14 protein-coding genes are annotated in these 21,387 nt (G+C 48.1%); 12 read left to right on the top strand and 2 right to left on the bottom strand.

From position 1 onward, the window contains the following. Positions 1-478: 478 nt before the first annotated feature. The 9 genes from ACWQXP_RS00070 to ACWQXP_RS00030 all read left to right on the top strand — a co-directional run bounded on the left by ACWQXP_RS00070 (position 479) and on the right by ACWQXP_RS00030 (position 16,571). Positions 479-1,102 carry a transaldolase family protein gene (locus tag ACWQXP_RS00070; protein ID WP_454060791.1) on the top strand — a complete coding sequence of 208 codons (624 nt, stop codon included), beginning with the start codon at positions 479-481 and terminating at the stop codon, positions 1,100-1,102. Between the two features lie 527 nt (positions 1,103-1,629). Continuing rightward, complete coding sequence (locus ACWQXP_RS00065) at positions 1,630-3,591, top strand: cytochrome ubiquinol oxidase subunit I (RefSeq protein WP_454060790.1); 1,962 nt, start codon at positions 1,630-1,632, stop codon at positions 3,589-3,591. A 45-nt stretch (positions 3,592-3,636) separates the two neighbouring features. After that, positions 3,637-3,825, top strand: a complete 189-nt coding sequence (locus tag ACWQXP_RS00060; RefSeq protein WP_454060789.1) for a hypothetical protein — start codon at positions 3,637-3,639, stop codon at positions 3,823-3,825. 239 nt (positions 3,826-4,064) lie between these two features. Next, positions 4,065-7,502, top strand: coding sequence for a molybdopterin-dependent oxidoreductase (locus ACWQXP_RS00055; RefSeq protein WP_454060788.1), 3,438 nt, complete (start codon positions 4,065-4,067; stop codon positions 7,500-7,502). Between the two features lie 151 nt (positions 7,503-7,653). Beyond that, positions 7,654-8,052, top strand: a complete 399-nt coding sequence (locus tag ACWQXP_RS00050) for a response regulator (protein ID WP_454060787.1) — start codon at positions 7,654-7,656, stop codon at positions 8,050-8,052. A gap of 129 nt (positions 8,053-8,181) precedes the next feature. Continuing rightward, entirely contained in the window at positions 8,182-9,471 is a 1,290-nt protein-coding gene (locus ACWQXP_RS00045; protein WP_454060786.1) for a 4Fe-4S dicluster domain-containing protein, read from the top strand. Between the two features lie 129 nt (positions 9,472-9,600). Further along, a complete protein-coding gene (locus tag ACWQXP_RS00040; protein WP_454060785.1) occupies positions 9,601-9,834 on the top strand; it encodes a hypothetical protein in 234 nt (77 codons plus the stop codon). Positions 9,835-10,626: 792 nt separating this feature from the next. After that, the gene (locus tag ACWQXP_RS00035) at positions 10,627-15,519 is read left to right on the top strand and encodes a multicopper oxidase domain-containing protein (RefSeq protein WP_454060784.1); all 4,893 of its coding nucleotides are present in this window, start codon (positions 10,627-10,629) and stop codon (positions 15,517-15,519) included. 125 nt (positions 15,520-15,644) lie between these two features. Beyond that, on the top strand, positions 15,645-16,571 hold the full coding sequence (locus ACWQXP_RS00030) for a carboxypeptidase-like regulatory domain-containing protein (RefSeq protein WP_454060783.1): 927 nt from the start codon (positions 15,645-15,647) through the stop codon (positions 16,569-16,571). 121 nt (positions 16,572-16,692) lie between these two features. On the opposite strand, the gene ACWQXP_RS00025 is transcribed toward ACWQXP_RS00030, so the two are convergent. Then, entirely contained in the window at positions 16,693-17,256 is a 564-nt protein-coding gene (locus ACWQXP_RS00025; RefSeq protein WP_454060782.1) for a MarR family winged helix-turn-helix transcriptional regulator, read from the bottom strand. Positions 17,257-17,370: 114 nt separating this feature from the next. On the opposite strand from ACWQXP_RS00025, the gene ACWQXP_RS00020 reads away from it, so the two are divergent. From ACWQXP_RS00020 to ACWQXP_RS00010, 3 genes are all read left to right on the top strand, one after another. Then, entirely contained in the window at positions 17,371-17,613 is a 243-nt protein-coding gene (locus ACWQXP_RS00020; RefSeq protein WP_454060781.1) for a thioredoxin family protein, read from the top strand. Positions 17,614-17,744: 131 nt separating this feature from the next. After that, a complete protein-coding gene (locus ACWQXP_RS00015; protein ID WP_454060780.1) occupies positions 17,745-18,203 on the top strand; it encodes a group I truncated hemoglobin in 459 nt (152 codons plus the stop codon). A 175-nt stretch (positions 18,204-18,378) separates the two neighbouring features. After that, positions 18,379-19,251, top strand: a complete 873-nt coding sequence (locus ACWQXP_RS00010) for an MOSC domain-containing protein (RefSeq protein WP_454060779.1) — start codon at positions 18,379-18,381, stop codon at positions 19,249-19,251. Between the two features lie 216 nt (positions 19,252-19,467). Here ACWQXP_RS00010 and ACWQXP_RS00005 read toward each other — a convergent pair. Further along, positions 19,468-21,387 (bottom strand): autotransporter domain-containing protein (locus tag ACWQXP_RS00005; protein ID WP_454060778.1); only part of this gene is annotated, 1,920 nt, incomplete at its 5' end.

Genomic DNA, 21,387 nt, shown 5'->3' with positions numbered 1-21,387 from the left:
AACGAATCCTCCTGTCTTCAGTCGCATCCAGCGACCAGCAAAATCACAACGCACACGTGATTCAGCATCCCCTTTCGTTATTTCCTTGCTCGATACGATTTCATAAGACAGGTTGCCACGTGAAAACGTGGGCAAATCTCATGAATCCACCACTCCTGTTCGTGGAATACATGCGGTAACGAGTGTGGTCTGTCTCGTGAAATGCCTATCCGTTCGATTTTTCAAGAATTTATGCTGTGTCGTGTTCGCGACCACTTTGGTGTAAGACGTGCATAGCACAGTAACTGAAGTTTAACCCCCGTTGTTGCGTGATTCATCATCTATTTGAAGATATCCGGAGAAGATCATTTCCTTCCATTCAAGCCTATACTAATGTGTGTGAGTTGATGAGTTTCCTGGAACTGGACCACATCTGTCCGTGACGCGGTTTCTACTTTTCTAGCCTGGGCGTCATTGCGATATTTGAACGGCAAAGTGTATGAAGACGTATCTTCAAACCGCCAGCATACGTGAAATTCAAGAAGCCGCAAGTTTTGGAATTCTTGATGGGATTACGACAAATGCGTATCTCATGTCGAAAGAAACCAAAGCCTATAGTCTTTACGAGGGATTGCAGGAAATTTGTCGTTTCGTAGATGTGCCGATTTGCGTCGGGGGCTTAAGTGTCGAAGCAGAGGCCATGGTCAAAGAAGGAAAAGAATTGGCAAGTGTTCATCAGAATATTGTCGTCAAATGTCCACTCACCTCAGATGGGCTCAAGGCCTCCCAAAGGCTGGCTGCTGAGGGTATACGTGTTAATGTGACGCTTTGTTGTTCTGTAAATCACGCATTGCTAGCTGCTCATGCAGGAGCGTGGTATGTGTCGTCTTTTATGGGCTGTCTTGGCGATAACAGTGTGTGTGAGATAGATGTGATTGGTCAGATGGCGACGCTGTTTCGTCACTATGGAATCACGTCTCGAGTATTCCTCGCCAGCGTGCAAGACCCTCAGCATGTTATTAAAGCTGCTTCGGTTGGCGTACATATCTGCGGAGTGCCCTTCTCTGTCATGAAATCGCTCATGACGTCCCGTTACATGAGCGTCATAGAGAATTCATTGTAAATCTATCTAGCTATGTCTCAGCATGGTGCTTCCTGATTTGTGTTGATCGGGAGCCATTTTTCTATCAATTCTTATAGAGATAAGTCGTCGAGTCGCTTCAGGTCACCGTGTCTAAATCGGATATGGCTGCGGAGCACCTTTCATCATTCCTCTGTTTTTCCACCGTCTTCGTTTTGACCTCACTCAATCTGAACAATTAACCACTAGCCCCCGCGGCTAACGCCCACGAGCCCACCACGGTAATTGGTGGGCGATGATCTGCATTGTGGACTTGTTTACACAACAAACAGTCATTTCCCTTGTATTTTCGAGCGATTTTCTCTTGGTGCTTATGAAATGGGTTTAGGTACAGCGCATGCAATGAGCAGGAATATGAGATCCACGAAAGAAAGCAATCTTAATACATACATAACGATAGATGACCGCGTGTTCGAACCAGAATTGAGAAATCTGCATCTGAATGAATGGTAATGAAGAATGATGCTGAACATATTTATTGCGAGCAGTGGTGCTGAAGGAGGTAGTAGATGAGACGGTTAACGTTAAAGCGAAATGGCTCAATTATGGTGTTGGGTGCCATGCTGGGTTTATTGCTCCTCCCTATCTTGATGGCATTTCCTGTATTGGCCGGAGGAGGTAGTGGCAGTGCGGCTGGTGGTCCACCTGCTGAAGTTATCGCGGCGCAAGAGGCAGCCGGGGAAGGGGTTGATGCCGAAGAAGAGAGTCAAGAAATGTCCCGTGATGTGTATTACAAAACCGAAGGGGTCGTGTCTGGAGAGCCAGCTCCCTTAGCGGAAAATAATGAACGAGATTATCCGCGGTACAACTTTGAAAGTCGGGTGCTGATATGGGTTGCCAATCAACAGCATTTGTATTACGGCAGTTTTGTCCTGGCAGTTCCCATTTTTTGCATGATTATTGAGTTTGTCGGAATGGTGACAAAAGATAAGGCAATGGCGAAAAAATATGATCGCTTAGCCTATGATTTTATCAGAATCAGCCTGACCGCCTATTCATTGACCGCCATTCTCGGGGGAATTCTCCTCTTTACATTTCTCACGCTGTATCCCACTTTTTTCGGGTATCTCTCCAGTATTTTTCGTCCGGTCATGCATATCTACGCCCTTCTGTTCGTGGCCGAAAGTGGAACGCTGTACATTTACTACTATGGGTGGGATCGGATGAAAGAGGGAATTCTGAAATGGATTCATCTGACGATTGCTGTCGTCTTGAACGTGATCGGGACCGTTCTGATGTTTTTGGCGAATTCATGGATTGCATTCATGATGTCGCCTGCTGGCGTGGATGAGCAGGGACGATTTCTTGGAAACATCTGGCATGCGATTCACACGGCTCTTTGGAATCCTCTGAATTTTCATCGAATCCTTGGAAATATGGCGTTTGGTGGGAGTGTGGTCGCCGCCTATGCCGCCTATCGATTTTTGTCAGCGAAAAGCGACGACGAACGTGCGCATTACGATTGGATGGGATATGTCGCGATGTTTATCGCGGTGATTTTCCTCATACCGTTGCCCTTCGCCGGATATTGGTTGATGCGTGAAGTCTATGCCTATCGTCAGCAGATGGGGATTACCTTGATGGGAGGCTTGCTCGCTTGGCTATTTATAATTCAAGCCACAATGATTGGCGCACTCTTTCTGAGTGCGAGTTACTACTTGTGGCAATGTTTTGGCCGTATGCCCGGTGCCGAACGCTTTCAGCGGTATATCAAATATCTCGTGTTCATCTCAATTGTGGGTCTGTTGGTATTTATCACGCCGCACACGATTGTCATGACTCCTGCCGAGTTGAAAGCAATGGGAGGGCAGCAGCATCCAGTGCTGGGAAACTACGGGGTGATGTCCGCGAAAAACGGTGGCATCAATATGCTCATTATCGTGACCATCATCAGTTTTATCTGGTATCAGCGAGGCAATATGATTCCGTCCGTCTCTTGGCGGAAATTCGGAAATACCTTTATGACCTGCTTCTTTGTCATGGCCAGTCTCAACATTATTTGGTTAGCGATATATGGATACTACATTCCGGCCAACGTCAGGATTGGGTTATCGGTCCCGCAGGTGGTCACCACCTTATCTTGCCTATTTTTAATGATGCCAATGAATATTGCCATGTTGAAGGGAGCCAAAGTTGCCGGTGCGATTCGTTGGGGCGATATGCCGGCACGTTCTCAATATGCCTTGATTGCATTGGCGACCGAATTTACATGGATGATGGCATTGATGGGATATATCCGTTCATCGGTCAGATTGTTTTGGCATGTGAATGAAGTGATGCGTGACAACTCTCCGTGGGCGTACACCCATACCATTGGATTTGCTGCCAACATGATTTCGTTCAATGTGTTGTTGTTTTGGATATCGATATTGTTTGTGTTCTGGTTGGCCGCGTTCGGTCATAAGAAAGTGACGGCTCAGGAAGCTGTGCCTGTGCCTGATCTTGTCCCGCAGCCTTCTATTCGGAATTGAAGTTCACCATGAATGTCTCTCATCATTATTTACAGGAGGTCAATCATGATTGATTATCCAATTGGAAGTTCGGAGATTGAAATCGTTCTTGGATTGATTGGGTTTTTAGGTGTGCTGCTTTTAGGGATGGCCAACGTCTTATCGTGCCCGCCGGAAACGTTAATCAAGGAAAATGCACGGTCTAATCTGATGCAATATCAAGTGAGATTTGGATGGAGAGATCATGAAGACTAGAAGGTACCCATAATCGTAGAAGTGTGACGACCCATATGGCTGAATCGAATCATTATTTATTTTTATCAAGAGGAGTTTGTTTCACAATGGATATCGTTTGTCTATATGAAAAATTTTATAACTCCCCCACGTCATGGAAAGGAACTAGCGGTCAGTGATTCATCATGTTTCAGAGTAATTTTATCATTTCGTGGTTTTGAGAAATTGAACGGTACACAATCCAAAAGGAGGAAGGGAAGATGCATTTATCGAGACGTCAGTTCATGAAGGTATCTGCCGGCACGGTGGCCGCGGTGGCATTGGCGGATAAGGCGTTAGCCTTAACGGCCTTGCAGCCGGTCATTGAAGTGGGCAACCCTCTGGGCGAGTATCCGGACCGGTCGTGGGAGCGGGTCTATCACGACCAGTATCGCTATGATTCCTCATTTACCTGGTGTTGTTCGCCCAACGATACGCATGCCTGCCGGATTCGGGCCTTCGTCCGCAACGGGATCGTCATGCGGGTGGAGCAGAACTACGACCATCAAACCTATGAAGATCTCTACGGCAATCGAGGAACGTTTGCGCACAATCCACGGATGTGCTTGAAGGGGTATACGTATCATCGGCGGATCTATGGACCGTATCGATTGAAGGGGCCGTTGGTCCGTCGCGGCTGGAAAGCCTGGATGGATGCCGGGAGTCCGGAGTTCACCCCGGACGTGATGGCGAAGTATAAGTTCAATGCGCGGTATTTGGATGACATGCTGCGGGTGTCCTGGGACACGGCGTTTACCTACCTTGCCAAGGCCATGATCGTCATTGCGAAGCGCTATAGTGGAGAAGCCGGTGCCCGGCGATTACGCGAACAGGGCTATGCACCAGAAACGATTGAAATGTCAAAGGGCTCTGGAGTCCGATGTATGAAGTTCCGGGCGGGGATGCCCATTTTAGGGATCATCGGGAAAATGGGGATCACTCGGATGAACGGTGGTTGCGGAGCGTTGTTAGATAGTTGGGTTCGAAAAGTTGGGCCAGATAAGGCTCAAGGTGGACGGTATTTTAATAATCTCACTTGGCATGGTGACCAAGATCCGTCACAGCCTTTTTGGTCTGGTACGCAGTCCATCGATTGCGATCTCAACGATATGCGTTTCTCAAAACTCAATACGAGTTGGGGCAAGAATTTTGTCGAAAACAAGATGCCGGAAGCCCATTGGAAGTTGGAGTGCATTGAACGAGGTGGCCGTATTGTGGTGATCACGCCAGAATACAACCCGACGGCACAACGTGCTGACTATTGGATTCCTGTGAGACCGGAAACTGATGGAGCGTTGTTTTTGGGAGCATGTAAAATTATTTTAGATGAAAATATGCAGGATGACAGTTTTATTAAATCCGCAACTGATTTGCCCTTGTTGGTGCGGACGGATACCTTGCAATACTTGGATCCACGTGAAGTGATTACAGACTATCAATTCCCAGATTTTTCCCAAACGTATTCAGGGAAAATCCAAGCCTTAAAGCCGGAATACGTGGCCCGTTTAGGTGGAATTATGGTGTGGGATCTCAATAGGAATCAAGCCGTGCCGATTCATCGAGAATTGGTGGGCTGGCACTTTAAGCAAAGCGGGATTGATCCGGCTTTGATGGGGACGTTTCGCGTGAAATTGCTCAATGGGCGGGAAGTGGATGTGATGCCAATTTTCCAAATGTATCAGGCACACCTACAGGATTATGATTTAGATACGGTACATCAGATTAATCGAGCGCCAAAGGACCTTGTTGTGCGATGGGCGCGAGATTACGGAACCGTCAAACCGGCCGCGATTCATAATGGGGAAGGGGTGTGTCATTATTTCCATATGACGAGTATGGGACGCGCCGCCGCCATGGTGTTGATGTTGACAGGAAACATGGGGAAATTTGGCAGTGGCTGTCACACCTGGTCTGGAAATTATAAGGTTGGCATTTGGGCTTCGACACCCTGGTCAGGTGCGGGAGCCGGTGTTCATACCGGAGAGGATCCTTTTAATATCACGACCGATCCGAATGCCCACGGGAAAGAAATCGTCTATCACTCATATTATTATGGTGAAGAGACAACGTATTGGAACCATGGCGATACGGCGTTGATTGTGAATACGCCCAAGTATGGCCGCCGGGTGTTTACCGGAAAGACGCATATGCCGACGCCGAGTAAATTCCGATGGGTAGCCAACGTGAATATTCTGAATAATGCCAAGCATCACTATGACATGGTGAAGAATGTTGATCCGCATATTGAGACGATCGTCACCCAGGACATTGAAATGACCTCCGATGTGAATCATGCCGATGTGGCGTTTGCGGTGAATGGATGGATGGAGTTTACCTATCCGGAGATGACGGCGACGGTATCCAATCCATGGATGCAGATATGGAAAGGGGGCATTCGGCCGCTCTATGACAGCCGCAATGATTTGGATACGGTCGCAGGTGTAGCTGCCAAGCTGGCGGAGATCACTGGCGACGGGCGGTTCCGGGATTACTTCAAGTTCGTCTATGAGAACCGGGTGGATGTGTATGCGCAGCGGTTGCTCGATGCCGGGACGACCACCTACGGCTATAACGCCGATACGATGTTGAAGTCGGAGAAGGGTTGGATGGTGATGTGCCGGACCTATCCCCGTGTTCCCCTGTGGGAAGAAATCAATGAGAGTAAGCCGCAGTGGACGCGCAGCGGACGGCTGGAGACCTATCGGGTGGAGCCGGAAGCTATTGAGTATGGAGAGAACTTTATTTCACATCGAGAAGGCACGGAAGCGACGCCATATCTGCCGAATGCGATCATGTCGTCGAATCCGTACATTCGGCCGGATGACTACGGGATTCCGATCACCGCGCAGCATCACGATGATAAGACAGTGCGGAATATCAAGTTACCGTGGCAGGAAATCAAGCGGTACTCGAATCCGTTGTGGGAGAAAGGGTATCAGTTCTATTGTGTGACGCCCAAGACCCGGCATCGGGTGCATAGTCAGTGGTCGGTGAACGACTGGGTGCAGATGTATGAGTCGAACTTCGGGGATGCGTACCGGATGGACAAACGGACGCCGGGGATTGGGGAACATCAGATGCACATCAACCCGGCAGCAGCGAAGGATCGGGGCATCAATGACGGGGACTATGTCTACGTCGATGGGAACCCGGTGGATCGGCCGTATCGAGGGTGGAAACCGAGTGACCCGTACTACAAAGTGGCGCGGTTGATGATTCGGGCGAAGTATAACCCGGCCTTCCCGTATCACGTGACGATGGCGAAGCATGCGCCGTTTGTGTCGACGGCGAAGTCGGTGAAAGGGCATGAAACACGACCGGATGGTCGCGCGATTGCCACGGATACGGGGTATCAATCAAACTTCCGGTATGGGGCGCAGCAGTCGTTTACGCGGAGTTGGTTGATGCCGATGCATCAGCTCGATTCGTTACCGGGCAAGAGTGCCAACAAGTGGAAGTTCAAATGGGGCTTTGAAATTGATCATCATGCGGTCAATACGGTGCCGAAAGAATGTCTGATACGGATTACGAAAGCGGAAGACGGCGGTATCGGCGGCCGGGGGCCATGGGAGCCGGTCCGGACCGGGTTTACACCGGGTCAGGAGAATGAGTTCATGATTAAATGGCTCAAAGGTGATCATATAAGAATTAAAGTATAAAAAGTGTAGGGGCCAGAATCCTATTTTCAATGTTGTGTGTCACGAATAGGCATTTCTCTTCTGGCTCCTCTCTTTTTCAATCTTATGATGGTCAAGGTATGAATCATTAATCTTTATGACCATAGAAATTGATACGCAAGAGTAATGAACCATGCGAAAGTCTTGCGTGTTTGTTGTCGAAGATGAGGATGTGATTCGACATGGCATCGTGACGCGACTCACTCGTCAACATTTTCTGGTACGAGACTTTGGGTCTGGAGAATCTGTCTTACGTTTCATTGAATTACACCAGACATATCCTGATGTCATTCTTTTAGATTATAAGATGCCAGGAATAAGTGGTTTGGAAACGTTAGTAATCATCAAAAGTCAAAGACCAAAAACCGTGGGGATTATTTTAACAGCAGACCGAGGGGTCGTGAATGAAGAGGCGGCCAGAAACGCAGGCGTATGGGACGTGGTGACCAAAACCGTGGAGCTCGATGGATTAGTGCAAATTGTCAAAGATGCATTAACAGTCGGCAAGGTTCAGTATGAGGGATTGGCTTAAATTTTTGATAGGCGTCGATAACTGGAATCTGTTCGTGAGGCAGGCCGATGTTTTGATTGTCTAAACGTGTAAGAATTTTATGACCACTAAATTAACGAGCTTTGGATCATGTAACTAACGGAGGAAATCATGCCAGAGGTGTATAATTGGCAATTAGGCCGAAAGATGCTGTATCCCTATGAGGAGCGGCACCCGAAATGGCAGTTTGCATTTGTATTCAACATCAACCGGTGCTTAGCCTGTCAGACGTGTTCGATGGCGGATAAGTCGACGTGGTTGTTCTCGAAGGGCCAGGAGTACATGTGGTGGAACAACGTGGAGACGAAGCCCTACGGCGGGTATCCCCAGTTCTACGACGTGAAGATCACGCAGTTGATTGAGCAAGTCAACCCCGGGGGACAGGTGTGGAACGTGCGGGTGGGGCGGAAGCACCATGCGCCGTACGGCGTGTTCGAAGGGATGACCATTTTTGACGCGGGGGCGAAGATCGGGCAAGCGGCGATCGGGTATATCCCCACGGACCAAGAGTGGCGGTTTGTGAATATTTATGAAGATACGGCGACCTCGATGCGGGCGTTAGTCGAAGGGGTTGATAAGACGGGGTTCACGAAAGAAGAGCCGTGGAAGATGACGGGGAGTAGTCTGCCGGAGCATGAGACGTACTTCTTCTATCTCCAACGGATCTGTAACCACTGTACGTACCCGGGGTGTTTGGCGGCGTGTCCGCGGAAGGCGATCTACAAGCGGCCGGAAGACGGGATTGTGTTGATCGACCAGAACCGGTGCCGAGGGTATAAGAAGTGTGTGGAGCAGTGTCCGTTTAAGAAACCGATGTACCGGGGGACGACGCGGGTGACGGAGAAGTGTATTGCGTGCTACCCGCGGGTGGAAGGCAAGGACCCGCTCACGGGTGGGGAGCCGATGGAAACGCGGTGTATGTCGGCGTGTGTCGGGAAGATCCGGCTGCAGAGCTTGGTGAAGGTGGGGGAAGATGGGTTGTGGGCGGAAGACCGCTGGAACCCGTTGTACTACACGATCCGGGTGGAGCAGGTGGCGTTGCCGTTGTACCCGCAGTGGGGGACGGAGCCGAATGGGTTCTACATTCCGCCGCGGCAAGCCCCGCGGGGGTATACGCGGCAGATGTTTGGGCCAGGGGTGGATAACGCGATTGAGAAGTACCTGGTGCCGAGTCGGGAGTTGTTGGCGGTGCTGCAGTTGTGGCGGGCGAGCCAGCAGATTCTGTTCCGGTACGATGTGATCCCGGGCCCGAAAGTGTTTGAGACCCAGATCCACGGGAAGAAGTTTGAGATGTATAACGACACCGTGTTGGGGTTCAACAAGTCGGGCAAAGAGGCGGTGCGGCAGCAGGTGGAAGAGCCCATCTATGTCCGCCCGGCCGAACGCATTAACTGGCTGTAAGGATATTGAACAGCCACTGAGGGTTGGAGGCCGGCCGACGCTTTCCATCTACCGGCATTGGAAAGGTTTATTCCTTATCATTGTCGCCCGGCCTCCCATTTTTTTATATAATTTCTATCAGGAGAAGTGATGGATTGTCGACGATGTGCAGGGTTTATGCAAAAACAAATATTGATGGATCATATGAATGAATCGGGAGAAGTGTTTATTAGAGCTTGGCGGTGTATCAATTGCGGAGAAGTTCTTGATCCCATGATCATGCAAAATAGGAAATGTATGCCAGAGCCGATTTACGATAAAGCCCGGATGAGAATTACAAAGGGTATTTCGGTGAGAGAAGTGAAGGTGAGTGTGTCTTCTTAATAAGACCGTAGAGATAGAACGGTTGTTGAGAATGACCAAATTGGTGTCGTCCAGTTTGGTCATTCTCATGTAAGGACAATATTTGTCATGATGGACTGTCATCAAAGGCCGCGGTGTCACTATGAGAAAACCGGACATAAAATGAATTGAGGAGGGACCTTATTATTCGTCGTCATCTCTTGATGACTTCTCGAAATTCTTTTTTGCTTTCTCTTATCCGTAGCGGTTTGTTCATACACAAAGATCAAGTTTTGCATTCCCCTATACTGGCATCAATTAATGGCCCTGGATGTGTGCTTGTGTCAGTATTATAAATATAGGCGTTGCGGGATCACTCCAGTTCAGCGGTTCTTGAGTCAGAGGTCATAGATTCATTCCCTCTCAAAGCTTATCCAATGATTTACCCTGCCGTTGTTTTTTATCCCACTCAATATTCGTAATCTTCCCACGAAAGCAGGTGGAATATGACGATTTGCCACCACGTTATTTCGTGGAAGATGTCGCGTTTTACGATATGGCATTTATGGAAGAGAAAAATCATTTGTATTTCTAGGAAAATCTTTCATGCTGGGAAAATATGTTTTTTGGCGTAAGGCATGCATGGAACTCACGAGTCATAGAGGCTCATTGCGAAAATGTACACCAAGCGGGAAACGATGAACGGTGTTTCTTGTGAAGAGCATTATCGTAGATGTCTATTTGTGCTGACAATGTTGTTATGAGAAATTTTGAATCATGATGCGACGTGAAAATTTATCGAGCATAAATTTTTATTATTAGGAGGGTCAATCAATGCCTTGCTTTGAAGGATTCGTACGAACCTGCTGTGTGGGGTTAGCACTTTTATTGGCGGGGGAAGGCTTATTTTTTGTAATTGGAGAAGTGAGTGTTGCGGCTGATCATCCAGACATAGGGAAGCATGTTTCAAATATCAAACCAGTTTCAACGGCGACAAATGATTGGGTTGAACAACTCAAAGGGCAAACAATTGTTGAAGATGCCATGGAGGGACGACCAGACCGAGCGGCAAAAGTTGATAAGCAACACCAACGGTTAATGAACCAAATGAATCATCAAATGCAAATGGATCGGAATGCAGGAAATGCAAACGGCTCGTATAACACGATGTCCATGCTGCATCAGTACGGAGCCGGTGGGACGGATTATCTTCTTGCCTCAGATAACAAGGGGGAGCCAGTCTCAGGACAGGCAGGTCGATGTCCGGCCAGTGCGCCGGTCAGGGATTTTGATATTTCGGCCATTAATGTTGAGATTACCTTGAATCAATGGCTGGATTATTATCCTGGGTATATGTATGTCCTTACCGAGAATATTAAAAAAGTTCGGGAAGAAGAAAAGTCTAATGCTGCAGCCCGGGAAGAAGAAGGATTTCCAACGGGGTCTGTGAGCAATGGGTTGCAGAGCGGGTGGATTCAACCTTTGGTCATTCGCGCAAATCAAGGCGATTGCCTGAAAGTCAAGTTGCGGAATAAATTAGACTTTGGGGAAGAAGTCAGTTTCCATATTCATGGATCGAGCATGATCATCTCGGATACGGGACAGGCCGCCACGACCACCAATCCCGATGGGGTGGCTGAAGAAGGAGAAGACATCGCTCTGGAATGGTATATCCACCCTGCCACGCAAGAAGGAGGACGCCAGTTTCATAGTTATAGCAATGATCGAGAACTGACGGTCATGGGGTTGTTTGGCGCCTTGATTGTTGAGCCAAAGGGATCGACATATCTCCCTGCAGTTAAAGAAGATGAGGATTCTCATCTTCAAAGTGGATGGCAAGCAATGATCGATAATGCCAATGGTCCAGACTTTCGAGAGTTTGTCGTCATCTATCATGAGGTGGGAGATGAAGCGTTTCGACCAGTCAATAAACATGGTGATTTTCTTCCACAGCGAGATCCTCTGACCGATGTCTATCGTCCAGGGGCGAGGGCCTTGAACTATCGAAGTGAACCATTCGGTATCAACTTTATGCATTTACAGCATGAATATTTTGGGTTTGAAGATGAATCGTTAGGCTATAGTTCCTACACCTTTGGTGATGCCCCGACGCCGATTCCACGGAGTTATTTAGGCGATCCAGCGAAATGGCGGCTCATTCATGGTGGGTCTGAAATCTTTCATTCCCACCATCCTCACGGTGGCTCGATTCGTTGGGCTCGGAGTCCACGGGCAACCGATGAAATGCCATTGTGGCACAAAGCAAAAAATGGCCCAGTGAAATATCCGGTCATTCGTACAAAGTCCGATCGTGTGGATACCGAAGTCATTGGTCCAGCCGAGGCCTTAGATTTGGAAACGGAATGCGGGTCTGGCCTTTGTCAGCAGGGGGCTGGAGATTTTCTCTATCATTGTCACGTTGCCCATCATTATGTAGCAGGAATGTGGGGCTACTGGCGGGTCTATAACACATTACAAACGGCTGAGGTGCATACGGACGTTATGCCAAAGTTGGAAGAACTACCGGACCGTCGCGGTCGTATGCGTCAAGCCGTACCATCTGACAAACTGGTAGGGGAAACACTTGATTGGTTTGGCAAGAAATTCAAGATTATCGAAAAAGGCAAGAGTGAGTGGAATGCTGATCCTGTGGTGGTGACCATCAAAGATTGGGTGTCGATGCAGTTGCCGACTCCCGGTCAACCCGGACACACGGATGATGAACGTGGTCAGATTATGGCCTACGATGCATCGGTTTGGGATTGGAGCTGGGATGGCACGACGGCCTTAGCAGAAAAAGAAAGTACAATCGAAAACCCAAAATATAAATCTAAAACTCCAGGAAAGCGGCGGGCGTTATTCTTTGATCCGATTACCGGAAAGTTAGCATGGCCACATATGTCTCCTCATTTTGGGAAACGTGTGCCGTTTTCACCTGATCATAATCCTGCTCCGTGGCTGGAGCCTATACGAAGAGATGGGAATGGTAACCCGTCCACACAACCGGCTAAGCCTGGAGAAAATGGTCGGTGGAGTCTCTGTCCGGACAATGCGCGACAAGCCTATTACAATGTACATTTCATCGAAACACCAATTGAAATGACGGCACAACAAGGTGACGAAGATGCGGTTATTGATCCCAAGGGACTCATCTTTGTAGCTCATGAAGAAGAGGAAGCGATTCGTGCGAATAACGACCTGAAGCTTCCATTGGTCTTTCGAGCGAATATTTATGATTGCTTAGATTACGTGTTAACAAGTGAATGGGAAGATGATGATTTTACGAATTTTCAATCATCGAAAATCAATACGCATTTTCATTTCGTGCAATTCGATACGCAGTCGTCCGACGGGGTCATTACGGGGATGTCGTACGAACAGTCGGTACGCCCCTTTACCATGTTAGAAAAGCCGTTAAAGAAGGGATTGCCTGTTCCCATGAATGCCGTCTTGCTTGAACCAGTGAAGAAGGGCGAGCCATCGATTCGCGTTTCCAATGCGGCTCAATATCACGAAAATACGTTGCTCTTGGTTGGGGCGGATAATGTGAAAGGGAATGAAATCCGTCGAATTCAAAAGATTGAAGGGCAGTCCATCACATTTTTTGAACCGCTGGAGCATGATCATCCAGAAAAAGATATCGTGACGGTTGAATTTGTTCGACAACGGTTTTGGCTCGATGCTGACGTTGGCACAGTCTTTTGTCATGATCATGCGTTCGGAGCCACGACATGGCCGCATGGGGGATTTTGTTCGTTATTGGTTGAACCGGTGGGGGCCACCTATCATGACCCCAAAACTGGAAAGCCCATCAGAACTGGTCCCATCGCTGATATCCATACCACAGAACCCATTGGGTATGGCGTGAACAATAGTTTTCGAGAATTAGCCGTTCAAATGCATGATACGGTGCCCCATTCGGTCAATATCGTCACGGCAGGCAATCCTCCTGGGCAACCGATTGAGGTGGCCTTGGAGGCTGGGAAAACGGTGTCCTTTCAAATGCCTGACGATCTGTATATGACCCCGATGCCGTTCCTCAATGGGGGGACACATACGACAGGAAGCGGGATTGACTTTAGAACTGAACCGATTGCGTTGCGATTGGCGGACGATCCTGATCCGTCGAAAATTTTTAGTAGTGTGGTTCATGGAGATCCGAGTACTCCGCTCCTTCGAGCGTATACAGGAGACACGCTAGTCTTTCGGTTAGTGGAATCATTAATGAATGAAACGCATGTATTTACCGTATCCGGGCATTCGTTTCTCAGCGAACGATATGCTGGTGATGCGAACAGAAAGAATTCCATTCACGTCGGCATCGCCGAGCGGTATGACCTGGTCGTACCTGAAGCCGGTGGTCCGAGAAGACAACCGGGAGATTTCATCTATTTTAATGGTCGTTCATCGAAACTTTCGGAAGGCTCCTGGGGGATTTTCCGTGTCTTCGATGAAAAACAAGATGACTTGAAGGCTTTACCGCGTGGCTTAGGAGAACCGGAGGGGCCGAAAGGGTCTTTACCAGTTTGTCCAAAGGATGCTCCAAAGAAAGAGTTCAAGGTGTTAGCACTAGATCATCCGACGATGAATTTTAATGCCCAAGCTCCTGAGTCCATTGAAGTAGACTTTGAACGAACCATCGATCTTCAGAATCCGAACGGTAAAGTCTACGTATTAGAAGACGAGGTCACCAAAGTAGCCGAAGGGGTTCACCCAATGCCGTTAACCCTTAGAGCGAACATCGGGGACTGTATCATGGTTCACCTGACGAATAAGATGAAATCAAGTCGTGCATCATTTTCGGCCTTTGCGTTAGCCTTTGATCCAAAAGATTCATTGGGCGTGAACCTGGGAATGAATCCAGGAGATCAAACCGTTGGTCCTGGAGAGAGTCGAGTGTACACCTATTATGCCGACCCATCACATGGGGAAGTCGCTGCACTCGTATGGGATGGTGGCAATCTAATGATGAATCCAAGAGATGGGTTGTTCGGTTCGATTATCATCGGACCGAAGGGTTCAATGTATCGAGATCCCAAAACCGGAGCTGACATCAGTCTCAAAAATAGTTGGATGGCTGACGTCTTGATTGATCGGAGTATTCCAGGAAATGAACATCGCGAAAACTATCGAGATGTGGCATTGTTTTTCCAAGATGAGGATAACATCATAGGGACCAGCTTTATGCCCTATGTGCAAAACGTCGCAGGGATGACAGGTGTGAATTATCGTTCAGAACCCTACCTGCATCGTGAGGAAGCTGGCTGTACACTGGGTCGCATGTTCCAACCCTGTGAAGCGGATAATCCGCAAGACCCTGTGACACCATTAATTGAAGCCCATGCTGGCGATCCGGTTCGGATTCATGTTTTTGGTGCAAGTAGCGAACAAAATGGAATGTTTAGTCTTGAGAAACATGAATGGCCGATCGAACCATTTATGCCAGGGGCAGATCTGATTAGCGTGGTGGAATTTGGAGGGTCAGAACACATCGACGCCTTTATTCCTGCTGCCGGTGGCCCCTATGCGTTACCTGGTGATTACATTTGGAATAATCAAAGGCTACCTTACGCTCAGTCTGGGCAATGGGGGTACTTCCGCGTATTGCCAGAGGGAGATCAACGAATTCTTCCTTTGAAGGCGGACGATTCATCCAGCATGAAAGAAGCTCGGATGGATGAAGGGAAAAAGTCCGCGGCTCTTATGCACCCGATGGAAATGAAATAACTTCAAGGTGTTGTTCACAAGATTCGATGAGGCGAATTGATCTATAAACCTTCCCACGAATAAAGATGTTAAGTGGTACAGAGGTGGAAGATGATGGGGAGGTTCATAGTATAAAGGAATGGATCATGAAAAAACGAATACTGCAGACTATCGTCGGTGCGTTTGTCATATTGGGGATGGCGATTCCTCAAGGGTGGTCATATGAAGAAGTGGTGGTGGAGCAAGGAGGGATGATTCAGGGAACGGTCGTATTAAAAGGAGACGATCCGAAACCCATGGCCTTCAATTTAGTGACCATCCCTGATCCGGTGTATTGTGGACGCATCTCAACCGGGACGGGTTGGCGTATCGTTGAAGACTTTATTGTGAATCCTGACGGTCGGCTTAAAGATGTCGTGGTGATGCTGCAAGGTATCAAAAAGGGGAAGTCTTTTGAATTACCGAACGTTAAAATCGAAGCGAAAGATTGTGATTTCTACCCATTTGTGAACGTCTTACGTGACCAGGATGAAATTCACGTGATCAATATGGATCCTGTCCAGCACGACATTCAGGGGTATGAAACCGCCAGAGTGCGGGGTGCGAGAGTGTTATTTAATCGCCCACTTCCGATGAATCCTTTCCACCAGGCCTTCGATTTTGTCAATCATCATAAGCATTTGCCTGGGAAGCCAATGATTGAAAATATTCATTTAACAAAAGGACGAAATATCTTTGTGATGCAATGCGGGTTTCATCCCTACATGTTTTCTTGGGGAGTCGTGATCGATAATCCCTACTATGCCATTACGAAAGAAGACGGACGTTTTGAAATTTCGAATATTCCTCCAGGTGAATACCTACTCACGGCATGGCATGCCGGCATGAAAAAATTTATAAAGAAAACCATAAGTGTGAAACCTCACGAAACAGTCGAACAGCATTTTGAGTATGAATCTCCCAAAGGTCGAAGGAGTGTCCATGAGATGCATGAGAATCCGCACTTTGGGTTGGAAATGTTAGATGACGGCGTAGAAATTCAGCCATCACTGCGTCTTCAACACACTTCGTAACGAATTGAACGTTCGTCATATGAGGGTATTAACAACGATACTGAGTGTCGCATCTGTTTCTGGTGATCTTGCGTGAAGAGGTGCGAAAGATTACTGCTCAGCAGAGTTTCCTGTTAAGCCATTATGCCGGATATTGATGTTCCCGGCAGATCAATTGAATTTCTTGTCGACTTAATGGTTCCTGTGTTAACCCGCAGATGTAGCCTTCCCGATGCTGTTCGTTAAAGCGGCATGTGTGGCAGGCTGCAAACGTCTTGCGTTTGTTATTGTGCTGCATGCCCCGCAATGTTGCGCGAAGAATCTCTTTAAGTTCACGGATCTTGCTCGAACCGGTCATCTTCAGTGCTGCTTCTAAGCCTTTCGCCGGAATGGATTGCTCAATCAGCTTTTTCCCTTTCGTGGTTGGTGTGAGGTGTACAATCCGCTTATCCTGCTGATCTTGTTGCTTACGCAATAAGCCCTTCTGCTCTAAGACCTTGAGTGATTGCGAGACCGTTCCCTTCGTCAACCCTAAATATTCGGTGACCGCTTGCGGCGTGTCTGAATAGCGATTGCATTGTGTGAGATACGTCAAGGCCTCGATTTGCACGGGCTGCAATCCGAATTTTAAGCCAAACGTCCTCATCTCCATCCGGAGAAGGTTACACAATCGCTCTAGAAGATCATGGACTTCCGATACGCTCATGCACTGATTGTATCGCTTCGATACATATTTGACAAATGAAAAATATTCTGTGATACTCCATTTGGTATCGAGTCAATACTAAATATTAACTTTCAATTACAAGGGAGCGTCGCAATGAAAAAAGCCACTTTCTATCATGCAGGATGTCCGGTGTGTGTCGAGGCCGAAGGAATGGTCGCCCAAGCAATTGATCGCAAGCAATATGAGCTTGAGATTGTCCATTTTGCCGAACATCCTAATCGAGTCGCCGAAGCTGAAACGGCAGGGGTGAAATCGGTTCCAGCGTTGCTGTTGGACGATCAGGTTTTTCACATCAATTTCGGAGCATCCATGGCTGACGTGAAAGGAGTTTCTTGACGAACAACAATATTCGATTCACGCTTTGTATGTTGTGATGTGTTTCGCTTACTTAACCGTTGATTCTGTCCTGGGTCGGTGGCTCAGGGCAGAATCAAAAATATGCGCCAAGAAAGAAGGAGATAATGAGAATGCGTTCATTCGTGAAATCAATGTATCTGGGATTAGCTGCGAGTCTTTTGATAACCGCTGCAGCCTGTTCGACGGTTGAACCTCCAGTCGGCAAGACAACTGCATCGTTATATGATCGGTTAGGGCAGAAGCCCGCTATTACGGCAGTTGTGGATGAATTTGTGGGGAATGTGGCCAACGATAATCGTATTAATGGCCGATTTGCCACAACAGATATTCCACGATTAAAAGGGCACCTTGTGGATCAAGTGTGCATGGCGACTGGAGGCCCCTGTACCTACACAGGTAGAGATATGGTGACGATGCACAAGGGAATGCGTATCACCAACGCCGATTTTCACGCGATGGTCGAAGATTTGATTGCAGCACTTAATACTTTCAAGGTTCCCCAAGCAGAGCAGAAGGAATTACTTGGCCTTCTGGGGTCGATGAAGCCTGATATCGTCGAATTACCGTAACGGCTATTCCTGCGCTTGATTCAGATGTTTGGCTCCTTGCGAGATGGACTTCATCTTGGTAGGGAGCCATATTTCGTGGAACTGTTCTTCTGTGCTAGAAAGCCTATATTCTTGTGGAAATTCCTGGGAACGTATTTGATTAGAACTTAATAGTTGTGAGAAAGGAGCTCTGAAATTGACTCATCCAATACAGGCAGAAATAGGGACTCTTGCGTCAATGTGGAGATACCCCGTGAAGTCCATGATGGGGGAAGAATTGTCTGTCGCTCAAGTTGCAGATCGTGGGATCGTGGGTGATAGATCGTACGCTATTTTAGATCACGCTGATGGAAACATTGCCACGGCCAAAAACCCCAGAAAATGGCCGACATTGTTTACCTTTCAGGCCAAATTCCCTGATACGACTCATGAGATTGAAAACGTTTCTCCTGTCCGTATCACTTTACCTAACGGCACGACTGTAACTAGCGATCTCGACGATGTGGATCACCAACTGTCCCAAGCGCTCAATCGAGACGTTATGCTAGTGGCAACAGAACAGGGAAGGGTTGCAGGTGTTCAGGCCTCACTTCCTCCGTCTTGGTCTGCTCAATCAGAGGAGTATTGGCCTGATGTGGATGGCCGTGATCATCGCGACACCGTGACCGATTTCGCTCTTCCTCATGGAACGTTTTTTGACGCGGCCATGATCCACATTCTTACGACGGCTACGCTCAACCAACTTCGCGCGAGCTATTCCAATGGGGAATTTGCCGTGCCTCGCTTTCGCCCTAACCTCGTGATCGAGACAACGGAACAGTTGACGGGCTTTGTGGAAAACGCATGGATTGGGTGTACGCTTGCTATTGGCGACAGCATTCGCCTGAAAATATCCGGACCATGTGCTCGTTGTGTGATTACAACCTTATCGCAGGGAGATCTTCCAAAAGATCCCGGTATCCTGCGTACGGCGCTCAAACAGAATCAGGGGAATGTCGGCGTGTATGCCTCAGTCTTGCAGGGAGGGACCATTCGATCTGGTGATAGAATACGCCTTGAAGAAGATTGAATGGAAATCAAAATTCTCTCGTATTGTGTCTCGCTTGTCTATAATCACAAACAAAAGCGGGAAGGGCTTGAGACTGTTGGGAATGTGTGAGTCGCGTTGCCTCTCGCGTCTCGATATGGTGTATTTGAATACGGTGTCATGGCCATCTGAGCAAAGGAACGCTGTTTAGAACGAAGCAATGTTTCTTCGATTGTCTCATGATAAACGTACGTGGCATTAAAAGATTAGTCGCCAATCCAAGGTGATAGAATGAGCCGTCAAGTTTTGACTTAATTGTGTAAAGTAATTCACACTGAAAATCTGTTGCTCCAAGACTTCTGCTGACAGTCCTGCTCCGAGTAATCCGCGGCTTCGGTCAGGTTCAAATCCTTGCACTGAAAACTTGACGTTTGGGTTTTGTGCAAAACTGGCATCAACGATACGATTGGGATTAAACACTTCGTAACTCCACCGACCCCATACCTCGGGGACAATTTCAAATGAAAGACCAGATGCCATGACTCCAGCCACTCGAAGACCTAGAGATGGACGAAGAGTTTCAATACTCGATTTATTCACTCGAAGATTGAGTGCTTGTGCTCCAGTCTCGGTATAGCCTTCCTGATGGAGATAGCCGTAAGACACAGAGGTTAGTGGTTGGATTTCTAGATCAAGGAAATCGTTACGCCAGTGATGGCGACTGCCAATTTCAAGATAGCCGGAAAATTGATATCCGTCGAATTGTGCTTTGGCCCGACGATTGAGCGTTCCGAAGGTTAGCCCTCGACTGGATTTGTTTCTTAAGTAGCTAAAGGTGCTCGCAACGTCCATATAAAGTGGCTTTCGCATGTGACTGCCATACATGCCGACAAGGTACGTGTTGACTCGATTTTCGTTAGAAATGCCATCAAAATTCACGTACGTTTTGGAGAACCCGACATTCATTCCTAACAGAGAACTTGCCCCGATCCGTCGATCAAAGCCCAACATGCCTCCGCCTGATTGATAGTGAAATCCTGTCGTATTGCTATTGCTATCTCCCTTGCCAAAAATTCCTGTGCCTTGCATCCATGCCCCAGGTTCCCAATGCATTTCATGATTGGTTCCTATCCCTGGTTGAAAATTTTGATTTATCACTGAATTTGATAGATCTTGGAAATTGTTTTCCATCGCAACCGGAGTGCCCGCAAATGCGAGGCTTCCGGTTGTTCGTCCAACCAAGCTGCTAGATAAAGGTGCGCGAAGCATGTTGGCTGGCCGAACCGCCATTGCACGAAGAAATTGACTATTAGTTGATTGAAGGGGATCAGGAAGTGTTCCTTGAGCTTCTGCGCCACTTGAGATTTGCGTATAGGCATTTTGTACCGATTCTTCTGGTACGCTCATGAGTTGCGCAATGACCTCGTCAAAGTCTCCGCTGGCTTGTGGACTATTGGAATCTAGTGCTTCGGCGATGGCTTGTTGATTGCTTGATGTGGCGTTGTCTAGAAAACTTGTGCTGGTACGATTTAATGTGAGGATCACATCATTTCCATTTTGGCTAAGATTGGGTGTGAAATTTGGATGATTCATCGACACTGAGTCAAAACTCCCGGCAACTCCACCATCACCGGTGATCAGCGTATATTCCTCTTCACGGTGATAAGCGCCAGGTGCGGGTTCGACCTGCACGGTTCCTCCATTGATGGTTACAGCTCCAGAGACATCAACCAAATCCCCAGTCCCGTCTCCATTTATATCGATCGCGAGAGTGCTATTGGGATTATTGGTATAGTTCCCATTCACTGTAAGCGTGCCAATTCCACTTCCAGGGGAAAGGGTCCCTTGATTAATGATATTCCCCGTTTGACCTGATCCAGACAACGTCCCTCCAGAGGCGACCGTTGTATTTCCTGCTATCGCACCAGTGACTTCTAATATCCCTGCATTGACCGTCGTGGCGCCAGTGTATGTGTTGGCGCCTCTAAGCGTCATGGTGCCGTTGCCGAGCTTGGTCAAGCCGCCGGTGCCACTCAAGAGCCCCGAGAAGGTGGTATTGGTGGCATCGCCGGCGGAGAGAGTACCGCTGCCGAGGTCGACCGTGCCGGCGCCCGCCAAGGAGCCAACGGTGGCATTCAGGTCATTCACGTCGAATGTGGCTCCGGCGCCGACGGACAA

This window comes from Candidatus Nitrospira salsa (assembly GCF_965152625.1).
The sequence above is the reverse complement of the archived record's forward strand: the minus strand, read 5'-3'. Positions and strand labels throughout refer to the sequence as shown.

What these genes read in the sequence shown, in the direction of transcription:
- ACWQXP_RS00035 (WP_454060784.1), top strand. Translation starts at nt 10,627, where the DNA reads ATGCCTTGCTTTGAAGGATTCGTACGAACCTGCTGTGTGGGGTTAGCA.
- ACWQXP_RS00060 (WP_454060789.1), top strand. Translation starts at nt 3,637, where the DNA reads ATGATTGATTATCCAATTGGAAGTTCGGAGATTGAAATCGTTCTTGGA.
- ACWQXP_RS00040 (WP_454060785.1), top strand. Translation starts at nt 9,601, where the DNA reads ATGGATTGTCGACGATGTGCAGGGTTTATGCAAAAACAAATATTGATG.
- ACWQXP_RS00070 (WP_454060791.1), top strand. Translation starts at nt 479, where the DNA reads ATGAAGACGTATCTTCAAACCGCCAGCATACGTGAAATTCAAGAAGCC.
- ACWQXP_RS00045 (WP_454060786.1), top strand. Translation starts at nt 8,182, where the DNA reads ATGCCAGAGGTGTATAATTGGCAATTAGGCCGAAAGATGCTGTATCCC.
- ACWQXP_RS00055 (WP_454060788.1), top strand. Translation starts at nt 4,065, where the DNA reads ATGCATTTATCGAGACGTCAGTTCATGAAGGTATCTGCCGGCACGGTG.
- ACWQXP_RS00025 (WP_454060782.1), bottom strand. Translation starts at nt 17,256, where the DNA reads ATGAGCGTATCGGAAGTCCATGATCTTCTAGAGCGATTGTGTAACCTT.
- ACWQXP_RS00015 (WP_454060780.1), top strand. Translation starts at nt 17,745, where the DNA reads ATGCGTTCATTCGTGAAATCAATGTATCTGGGATTAGCTGCGAGTCTT.
- ACWQXP_RS00065 (WP_454060790.1), top strand. Translation starts at nt 1,630, where the DNA reads ATGAGACGGTTAACGTTAAAGCGAAATGGCTCAATTATGGTGTTGGGT.
- ACWQXP_RS00020 (WP_454060781.1), top strand. Translation starts at nt 17,371, where the DNA reads ATGAAAAAAGCCACTTTCTATCATGCAGGATGTCCGGTGTGTGTCGAG.
- ACWQXP_RS00030 (WP_454060783.1), top strand. Translation starts at nt 15,645, where the DNA reads ATGAAAAAACGAATACTGCAGACTATCGTCGGTGCGTTTGTCATATTG.
- ACWQXP_RS00050 (WP_454060787.1), top strand. Translation starts at nt 7,654, where the DNA reads ATGCGAAAGTCTTGCGTGTTTGTTGTCGAAGATGAGGATGTGATTCGA.